Here is a 2,249-nt window from a genome sequence, read left to right on the forward strand (position 1 = left end):
CGGGTACCGCCGCGCAGAGCTGCTGCGACATAGTCACCGGCGTCTGGTTCGGGATAAAACGTCGCGGTGGACAGGCAGTCCGGCGTGTTCGCCGCAAACTGGGCCGCCCACTGATTCAGCCATCCGGCCATCTGTGGTTTGTGCGGATACACCAGCGCGGTGAATTGCCGAACACCGAAGCGGCGCAGAGTCTCCAGGCGCCGGACCTCATCGGCGCGGTAGGCGATCGGCCAATTCCGGCCGACCAGCGGGCCGGCGGAGTCGAAATATTGCCATACCTTGTCGAGCACGGATTTCGGCATGAAGTGGGTGTGCACGTCGATGACGCCGGGCAGGCCGAGCGCTGACCAGATCCGCCGTACGTCCGCAGCCTCACTTTCGTGCCGAACTGCTCCGGCCGCCGGCACCTCATCTTCACACATCCCAAACCTCGACTTCCGCGGAGACTTCTCGTAATACGGTTTGTTCATATCAGCCGGTGTGCGGCGGCAGCGATCAGGAGGGTCGTATATGTGGGATCCCGACGTGTACCTGGCCTTCGCCGGCCAGCGGGCGCGGCCGTTCTACGACTTGCTGTCCAGGGTGGGTGCTGAGCGGCCGCGGCGTGTCGTCGACCTCGGTTGCGGTGCAGGCAATCTCACTCTACAGCTGTCGCGGCGCTGGCCCGACGCGGTGATCGAGGCATTGGACGACTCACCGGAAATGGTGGCCGCGGCCAAGGAGCGTGGTGTTGACGCCACCGTCGGCGACGTGCGCAGCTGGCAGCCCCAGCGTGACACCGACGTGGTGATGAGCAACGCCGTACTGCACTGGGTGCCCGAACACGCTGAGCTGTTGGTGCGTTGGGCAGGCCAGCTGGCCGGCGGCACCTGGCTGGCCATTCAGATGCCCGGCAATTTCGAGACGCCCTCACATGCCGCGGTCCGAGCGGTGGCGCGGCAGGAGCCGTTCGCAAACATTTTGCGAGACATGCCATTTCGAGTGAGTGCGGTGGTCCAAACGCCGACCTATTACGCCGACCTGTTGATCCGGGCCGGATGTGCCGTCGACGCGTGGGAGACCACTTACCTGCACCAGCTGACCGGTGAGCACCCGGTGCTGGACTGGATCACCGGCACCGCGCTGCGTCCCGTGCGCGAGCGGCTCAGCGACGAGGACTGGCAGAGGTTCCGCCGAGAGCTCACTCCGCTGCTCGCCGACGCCTACCCGCCGCGGCCCGATGGCGTCACGTTCTTTCCGTTCCGGCGGGTGTTCACCGTCGCCCAGATCAGATAGCGGAGGCACCGGCTACAGCGGCAATCCTCTTTCAGCGGCTTCCTCGCGGTATCGGTCCACCCACTCGTCGGAGCGCTTGTCGGCCTGACGCTGCAGCACGGGGTCCGGTGCCAGCCGCGGGTCTTGGCCGACAGCCTCGAGCACACTGGCGACGATCGACGTGAGGTTGCGCCACAGCACCGGATACGAGACATCGATCGGCTCGATGTCTTCTTCGGCGAACCAGCCCCGCCAACCGGCCTCCTGGTCGCGCAGATTCTGGACGACGTGACCGATGGCGTCGGCGTGGTAGGCCGCCCGGGAATCGCGCTCGGGATCCGGGCGGCCACGCCACACCTGGGTCTGTACCGCGCGCCAGAACGAGACCGCTTGCGACACCACATCGGGCCGGTAGACGTGCACGAACACCGGCTCGCTGCCGATGACGTCGCGAATGGCCGCGCGCAGGCTGTCACCGGAGCGGTCCGGCAGCCCGGCCGCGCGCTGCAGCAGCAGCGGCGTCTGGTTCCACATCAACTTTCCGCCCCACACCCCGTTGGGAGTGCGGCCGGAGCTGCGGATGTGCTCGCGCCAGGCGACCGGCGTCGAGGTGTCGGGTGTGCCGGGCACCAACGGGTCGAGCAGCTTCAGGATCGATTCGTCGGTGACATCGGCGAACCATTCCCTCGGTTGCGGTGCCATGCCGGTGCTGGGCAGGTACTGGAAGAACTCTTGTGGCTCACCGGCACTTCCGGTCGCGCGAAGCGATTCCACCAGCAGAGTGCTGCCGCTGCGCTGGGTGGCGAGCACCAGATATGACGTCGGGGTCTCGGATGCCAGATGAGCCACAACGTGAGCCTAAGGCAATAGGTGTCGGCTGACGGCTCAGCGGGTACGGCTTCCGGTACTCGAAGGAGGCCAATGGTGGGATACCTGGACACAGTGGTCGACACAGCGAAAGAACAACTGCGCCATGTGGCCGGCGCCGTGGCGAA

The 2,249-nt window shown here is 66.2% G+C and carries 2 protein-coding genes and 1 pseudogene; 1 reads left to right on the plus strand and 2 read right to left on the minus strand.

Annotated features, from left to right (window positions below):
- Nucleotides 1–422: pseudogene (locus WA317_RS17375) on the minus strand (amidohydrolase family protein); the annotation flags it as partial.
- Nucleotides 423–510: 88 nt separating this feature from the next.
- On the opposite strand from WA317_RS17375, the gene WA317_RS17380 reads away from it, so the two are divergent.
- A complete protein-coding gene (locus tag WA317_RS17380) occupies nt 511–1,275 on the plus strand; it encodes a trans-aconitate 2-methyltransferase (RefSeq protein ID WP_425174211.1) in 765 nt (254 codons plus the stop codon).
- A gap of 12 nt (nt 1,276–1,287) precedes the next feature.
- Here the strand turns inward: WA317_RS17380 and stf0 are convergent, their stop codons facing one another.
- Nucleotides 1,288–2,094 (minus strand): trehalose 2-sulfotransferase, encoded by an 807-nt coding sequence (gene stf0, locus WA317_RS17385; protein ID WP_425174212.1) that lies wholly within the window; start codon nt 2,092–2,094, stop codon nt 1,288–1,290.
- Nucleotides 2,095–2,249 lie beyond the last annotated feature (155 nt).

The sequence above is a fragment of the Mycobacterium sp. genome, from assembly GCF_049802695.1.
Taxonomy (GTDB): domain Bacteria; phylum Actinomycetota; class Actinomycetes; order Mycobacteriales; family Mycobacteriaceae; genus Mycobacterium.

What these genes read in the sequence shown, in the direction of transcription:
- WA317_RS17380 (WP_425174211.1), top strand. Translation starts at nt 511, where the DNA reads ATGTGGGATCCCGACGTGTACCTGGCCTTCGCCGGCCAGCGGGCGCGG.